General features: G+C 70.6%; 6 protein-coding genes. 2 read left to right on the top strand and 4 right to left on the bottom strand.

The window, feature by feature from the left end; genetic code table 11:
* Positions 1-72: 72 nt before the first annotated feature.
* The 4 genes from VD972_RS03550 to VD972_RS03565 all read right to left on the bottom strand — a co-directional run bounded on the left by VD972_RS03550 (position 73) and on the right by VD972_RS03565 (position 4,430).
* On the bottom strand, positions 73-1,308 hold the full coding sequence (locus VD972_RS03550; protein WP_324980733.1) for a cyclic nucleotide-binding domain-containing protein: 1,236 nt from the start codon (positions 1,306-1,308) through the stop codon (positions 73-75).
* 16 nt (positions 1,309-1,324) lie between these two features.
* On the bottom strand, positions 1,325-2,560 hold the full coding sequence (locus VD972_RS03555) for a cyclic nucleotide-binding domain-containing protein (RefSeq protein WP_414653979.1): 1,236 nt from the start codon (positions 2,558-2,560) through the stop codon (positions 1,325-1,327).
* Between the two features lie 138 nt (positions 2,561-2,698).
* Entirely contained in the window at positions 2,699-3,634 is a 936-nt protein-coding gene (locus VD972_RS03560) for a TraB/GumN family protein (RefSeq protein WP_324980736.1), read from the bottom strand.
* Positions 3,635-3,698: 64 nt separating this feature from the next.
* Positions 3,699-4,430: a class I SAM-dependent methyltransferase gene (locus VD972_RS03565; protein ID WP_324980741.1), complete on the bottom strand. Its 732-nt coding sequence runs from the start codon at positions 4,428-4,430 to the stop codon at positions 3,699-3,701.
* 138 nt (positions 4,431-4,568) lie between these two features.
* Here VD972_RS03565 and VD972_RS03570 point away from each other — a divergent pair, with 138 nt between their 5' ends.
* Both VD972_RS03570 and VD972_RS03575 read left to right on the top strand, forming a co-directional pair.
* The gene (locus VD972_RS03570; protein ID WP_324980743.1) at positions 4,569-5,867 is read left to right on the top strand and encodes a hypothetical protein; all 1,299 of its coding nucleotides are present in this window, start codon (positions 4,569-4,571) and stop codon (positions 5,865-5,867) included.
* 2 nt (positions 5,868-5,869) lie between these two features.
* On the top strand, positions 5,870-6,502 hold the full coding sequence (locus VD972_RS03575) for a hypothetical protein (RefSeq protein WP_324980746.1): 633 nt from the start codon (positions 5,870-5,872) through the stop codon (positions 6,500-6,502).
* Positions 6,503-6,647 lie beyond the last annotated feature (145 nt).

Below are 6,647 nucleotides of genomic sequence, written 5' to 3' on the forward strand. Positions count from 1 at the left end.
TGGCTCCGGGAGCACCCCGTCTCGCTCTCCGCTGAGAGCACCTGAGCGGCGCTCTCCCAGGAGCCGCGCGCCTCAGACGCGCAGGTCGCCGTCGTGGAGCTCTCTGCCCGAGAGCAGCCGCGCGGTCCGCTGCAGCCGCTCCGTCCCCACGCGCGTCAGCGTGCTCCGCATCCCCGGCTGGCTCAGGATGAGCCGATCGAACGCGGCCCGATCCAACCGCAGCACCACGCTGGCCACGTCCGCCCGCACGGTCGCCGTCACCGGCTTGCCCAGCAGCAGGGAGATCTCCCCGAACACGTCCCCCTCGCGCAGCGAAGGGTACGCCTTCTCCTGCCCTCCCGGCGGCGCGTGGTACGGCGTGCACCGCCCGCGCAGCAGCAGGTAGAACGCATCTCCCTCCCGCCCCTGCTCGAGCACCACCTCGCCCGGCTTCACCTCGCGCAGCTGGAACTCCCGCGCCACCGTCTGCTTCTGCTCCGTCGTCAGCGGCGCAAACACCGGGTTGCTGCGCAGCAGGTTCTCCACCATGCGCTCCCGGTAGAAGGCCTGCACCACCTGCCCCACCGCCGGGAACCGCCGGACCACCTCCGCCAGCCGCGCCCGCGTCAGCTCCAGGAGCACCACGGACTTGATCGCCAGCACGCTCGCCAGCCGAGGGCCCTCCGAGATCAACGCCAGCTCTCCGAAGAAAGCCCCCTCCTCCAACTCCCCCACCTTGCGCTTCTCTCCGCCCTGGAGGTGGCGCACCACCACCACCCGCCCCTCCACCAGCGCGAACATCGACGTGCCGTGATCCCCCTCCTCCACCACGTTCTCGCCCGCCGGCTGCGTGCGAACCTCCAGCGCCTCCACCACCGCCGCGAAGGGCTCGCGCGCCAGCTTCGAAAACAGCGGCACCGTGGGCATGCCTGCCGCCGGACCGTGATCCTCCGCCACCAGCTCGAACTCGGCCGAGGACGCAGCTCCGCTCGCGCCGTGCGCCCCCGTGCCGCGCGCTCCATAGAGATCCGCCAGCGCCCGAGGCGTTCGCGTGTGCCCCGGCTCCAGCTTCAGCAGCCCCTTGCACGCCACGATGGCCCGAAGCAGCTGCCCGCCTCGCGCCCACGCCATCGCCGCTTCCTCATACGCGGCCACCGCCTCCACCCGGCGCCCGAGCCGCTCCCGCAGCTCGGCCACCCGCTGGTGACTCGCGGCATCCTCCGGTGCTGCCTTCACCACCTGCTCGTACTCGGCCAGCGCCGCGTCCAGCTGGTCCAGCGCGCTCAGCCGTGCGGCCCTCTCCTTGTGCCGCTGAAGCTCGTCGGTCATCCGCCGCTCCCACCCCTTACGCGCTCAGCGCGCGCACCCGAGCCGCGAGGTTGCGCGTGAAGAGCCGGTAGATACGCAATGCTGCTGCCTCGTGAGTGTCCAGGTAGTGCTGGAAGCCCGCCCGGGTGATGCGCAGCGCCCGCACCGCCGTGCGCGCCCTCACGTGCGCCGACGTGGGCCCGTCCTGGATGAGCGAGATCTCCCCCAGGTATGCCCCAGGCCCCAAGGTGTTGAGCCGCTTGGCATCCGGCTCCGGGCCGCTGAACACATCCACCGTGCCCTCCAGCAGCACGAAGAGCCCCGAGCCCTGCGCGCCCTTCTCCAGCACCGTGGCTCCCTCCGGGATGAGCACCTGCTGCGCCACCCGGTACAGGTCCTTCATGTCCTCCAGCGACAGCTCGCCGAAGATGGGGATGGCCTTGAGATACCCGTAGCCGCTCGTGGCTGGCGTCACCCGCGCCATGGGCGGCACAGCCGGCGCCGAGACGCCCGGGCCCGGCAGCTGCGCCAGCACCTCGTCCGCCTCGGCGTCCCGCCCCACTCGCCGCAGCAGCCGGGCCTGCTCGGCCGCCACCGCCGGATCCTTGCGCGCCTCGTCCGAGCCGCGCAGCGTGTCCACCAGCAGCGCCAGTGCCCGCCGCGGCTGCCCCTCGTTGTCCAGCAGGGTGCAGATGCGCAGCACGGACTCCAGGTGCCGCGGGTCATCCGCCGGCACTCCGCACAGCGCCTCCACCTCCGCGTGCACGTTGCCCAGCTCGCGGTACACCGCCGCGGCCTCCAGCGGGCGCCCCAGCCGCGCCAGGCACTGCGCCATGGACTCGCGCGCGCCCAGCCCGCGGTACAGCTCCAGCGCCCGCTCCAGCGCCCCGCCCCGCTCCAGCGCCGCCGCCGCCTTGGCGATGTCCCCGGCGCGGAAGTACGCCTCGGCCGCCTCCACCTGGTTGCCGCCCTGCTCGTAGAGGGCCGCTGCCTCGGCGTCCGCGCCACTGCCCTCCAGCAGCCGCGCCGCGCCGGTGAAGTCCCGCGCCTTGCGCAGCACCTCCACCAGCCCCTTGCGCTGCTCCGGCGGCGCCGCCACGGCTTCCTTCAGCAGCCGCTCGCGCTGCGCCGCGCTCATGTCCTCATAGAGCTGAACCGCCGTCTCCATCTCGTCGCGCGTGGTCAGCCACTGCACGACCTGCAAGGCGCTCCCACTGCCCGGCTGCCCGTTCTCGTCCACCTTGTTGTTGGATCCCGCCGAGGATTGCTCCATGTTGTATTCCTATACCGCCACGGGCGGTCTGGCGACGTGTTACCGATCCGCCAAGCCTCCTCGATCGTGCCGACCAGGAGACCACACAAGCTACCACACCCCCCTCCTCCCGGGCCGCAGGGATGAGCAGGGGTTTGCCTAAGGCGCTTTCGGGAGCTGGCGCACCCTGTGCCCCTGCTTCTGCAGCAGCGCCAACAGGCCCTCTGGCCCCACCACATGACCTGCTCCTACCACCACAAACCACGTCCGCGGCTGGGCGAGCATCGCTCCCACCTTCTCTGCCATGCGCGCGTTGCGCTCGTAGAAGAGCTTCTCGTACAGCGGGCGCAGGCCTGGGTCCTCCTGCTCCTGCTGGAAGACCTGGGCCGCCAGGCCCTCAGCGTCTCCCGCCTTCCAGGCGGCCGTGATGCGCTCCAGCACTCCCTCGGACTGCCCCGAGCGGCGGAGCTGATCGCGCAACATCTGCTCCTGGAGCGGCTCGGGCAGGAGGGCGAGCAGCAGGAGCTGCTCCTCAGCTGTCTCCAATTCAACAATCTGCTTGCTACCCCGGGCCCGGTCCAGGAACAGCCTGTCCACGCCCAGGCCCGGCTCGTAGCCGCCGCGCTGCAGCTCCAACACGGAGAGTGTGATCGCGACGACCCACGGCCGCATGCGCTCCAGTCCCACCATGGGCAGCCCGGCGCGCTCGGCTGCGGCCGCCAGCAGCTTCGCCGTCTCCGGATCCAGCCGCTGCCAGAGGGTCTGGTCCCCAGGCAGCAGGCCCTGCTTCAGGATGACCTGCTGCATCTTCGATGAATCCACCGCGCCGACATCCACCTCCACCACCAGCGCATCCGAGCGCTGGAAGGCCGCGTCCATGGAGGGCGAAAGGGTCAGCTCGCCCGCCCGGGCCAGGTGGATGGAGCCCACCACGTACACCGTGCCACCCTGGGCCCCCTGCACCTCCCAGAGGAAGGCGTGCTCCACGGGAGCAGCGGCCTCGGCAGGCACGGCCGGAGCGGGCGGCGACGTGACGCACGCCGGGCCTGGCAGCACGGCGAGCGCCAGCGAGAGCAGCAGGGGGAGACGACTCATGGTGTGAGCCTCGGAAGTGGGGAGGAGCATCGAAGCACTCCCATCATGGACCGTCGAGCCACCGTCAGGTTCCCGCGCGCGCGAAGAGGAGGAAGTATTGGTTCGGCAGGAAGCCATGCTCCTCGACAAAGCGATAGCCCGCGGCCTCCAGCTCCTGGCGCACCTGCTCTGGATCCAGCCGATTCTGCTCGGGCGGGCCCATCGGCTGTCCCTTGCGGAAGTCGACGATGGCCACCCGGCCGCGCGGGGTCAGCGAGCCGAGGACCCGGCGGAAGTACGCCGTCCGCTCCCCGATGTGATGGTAGGTGTTCACGACCAGCACGAGCTCGACGGGCTCGGGGATCTTGGGATCCGCGGGCTCGCCGAGCACCGCGGTGAGGTTGCCGAGCCCCTCGCGCCGTGCACGCTCCGTGAGGAAGCGCACCATGTCGGCCTCGATGTCCACGCCGTAGACGTGGCCCTTGGGGAGCGCCCGCGCCAGCCGCACGGCGAAGTACCCCGTGGCCGAGCCCACGTCCGCGACCTTCGCATCCGGTGACAGCGCGAGCGCGGCCACCACTTCGTCCGGCTTCTGCCAGGCATCCCGCGCCGGATCCTCGAACGTCTTGGCCCAGGCATCCGCGTTCTCGAAGCGGTGGGGCATGGCTCCATGGTGGGTGATGGCGTGGCCCTGCCCCCGGTGGCCCGAGGCGGGAGCGGTGTCCTGGCCACTCTGGGGCGCTGGGTGCGCGCAGGCACTCAAGGTGAGGATCGCCAGGGTCGACCCGGCGAGGCAGAGCAAGAAGTGCTGGTGCACGAAGTCCTCCAGGTGAGGAAGGGGCCGGGCATTTTCGCGGCCGCCAGGGGTTCCGAAAAGGTTCATGTGGCTCAAGCCTTACACCCGGAATAGCTCCGGGCGCTATCGTGCGGGACGCGCCCTCCGGAGCCCACCGTGATGAAGACTCCTACCCCCCCTTGCTGGAGGCTGTTGCTGGCCTTGCTCGTGTTGCGAGCCGCTCCCGCCCTGGCCCACGCGGGCCTGCCCGAGACGAGCAATCTCAGCGTGCGCCGAGGGAGCCAGGACGATCTCATCGCGGGTGCCAGCTTCGGCGCGGTCATCTCGCGGGACCAGGGGCAGACCTGGCGGTGGATCTGTCCCGAGGGCATGGGCATCGGTGCCTGGCGTCCGGAGCGCTACTTCTGGTCCACCGGGGGAGACCTGCTCGCCGCCACCGGCAACCCGCTGGTGCGCTCGACCGATGGGGGCTGCACGTGGACCTCACACCCCTTCTTCAAGGATACCTGGGTCACCCACCTCGCCGTGCACCCGACGGACGAGCGCATCATGTTCGTCACCACGGGCAAGCCCTCCGTGGGCAACGGCATCTATCGCTCGGAGGATGGGGGAGCGAGCTGGACGGTGGTGCTGCCCCTGAGCACGGAGGCCCGCTACTCCGCCATCCGCATCGCGCCTTCGGATCCCCGGCGCCTCTACGCCTCCGGCCAGGATCTGGCGGGGATGTTCATCTCCCGCAGCGACGATGGAGGCCAGACGTGGACCCGCCTGCCCCAGCCGCTGTCCCAGTTCCTGCGGCCATATGATCTCATCCTGCTCCTGGTGAGCGAGGCCTCGCCGGAGGTGCTCTGGGCCCGGGTGTCCGCCCAGGGCTACAGCTACCTGCTCAAGAGCACGGACGGCGGCGCCACGATGACGCAGGCGATGGAGACGGCGGATGTCATCGTCGGAGCGGAGGGCTCCGCGGATGGCCGCACCGTCTGGGTCTCCACCCCCGTCCACATGTACCGCGGCCGGGAGGGCGAGGACTTCTCCGAGCTCCCCTTGCCGAACGGCAACGCGTGCGCGCTGCGCGTGGGAGAGGTCCTCTATGGCTGCGGCTCGAGCTGGGTCCACGAGTGGGCCATGGCGCGCAGCTCCAATGAAGGAACGACCTGGGAGCCCATCTTCAATCTCAACGGCATCCAGGGCGCCCACGTGTGCCCGGCCGGGACTTCCGTCCAGCAGTTCTGCCCTTCCCGCTGGCCACAGCTCGCTGCGATCCTCGGCGCTCCCTCCTACAGCGATGGAGGTGTGGAAGCCCCGCCGGATGGAGGGCCCTCGGAGCAGCCGGGCGATCCGCTTCCGGGCGAGTCTTGCGGCTGTAGGACTGGTACGGGCCTCCTCCCCACCGCGCTCCTGTTCCTCACCCTGTCCCTGGGCCGCCGCTCCCGGCGGCACGCCGAACGGAGATCCTGATCATGACAACGAGACGACGCATCCTCGGGAGTATCTGCGCCTCCGGGCTCCTGCTGCTCACCGCTGCCTGCGGCAAGGACCCCGAGGGGCCGGATTGCGGCGAGCCCCTCTACGGCGGGTCCGCCACGGACGAGGCGTGGATGACGATGGTGGACGCGAAGAAGAAGGCCGCGGACTCCTCGAGAGCCGTGACCGTGATGTGGCCTGCCGAGGGGGAGGTCCATCCCCAGAACGTGCCTCCGCCCACCATCTCCTGGACGTCGCCACTGCGCGCCTCGCTGGAGTGCGACACGCCGGGCCGGCTTGCCCAGGCGGGCCTCAGGCCCTCTCGCGGCCCGCTGGCGTGGCTGACGGAGCTGCTGGTGCCCACGGCCGAGGCGCACCTTCCGCCCTTCACGGGGGACATCTATTGGGTGCAGGTGACCGTGCCGGGCCGCGAGTGCCCCGTCGAGGTGCTCACCTCGGAGCTGTCGTGGAAGATCGATGACGCCTCGTGGAGCATCATGTCGGAGCCGACAAGCCAGGGGCTCTCTCTTCAGATCACGAGCGCCTATCTCCAGGACAACCGTCTCAAGGAAGGGCCCTTCCAGCTGGCAAAGCCTCGCACCTTCCAGCGGTCGAGCTCCACGCCATGAGGCACACCCGCTTGCTGCTGACCCTCCTCGCGCCACTGGCCTTGGGGGCGTGTGGGGACAAGGACACGACCGGGCCGCTGAAGGTGCCAGAGCTGGAGTACGGCGTCGATCAGCCCTGGCCCGCGCCGGGCTCGCTGCCGCCCAT

The organism is Hyalangium sp. (assembly GCF_035629615.1).
GTDB lineage: Bacteria > Myxococcota > Myxococcia > Myxococcales > Myxococcaceae > Hyalangium.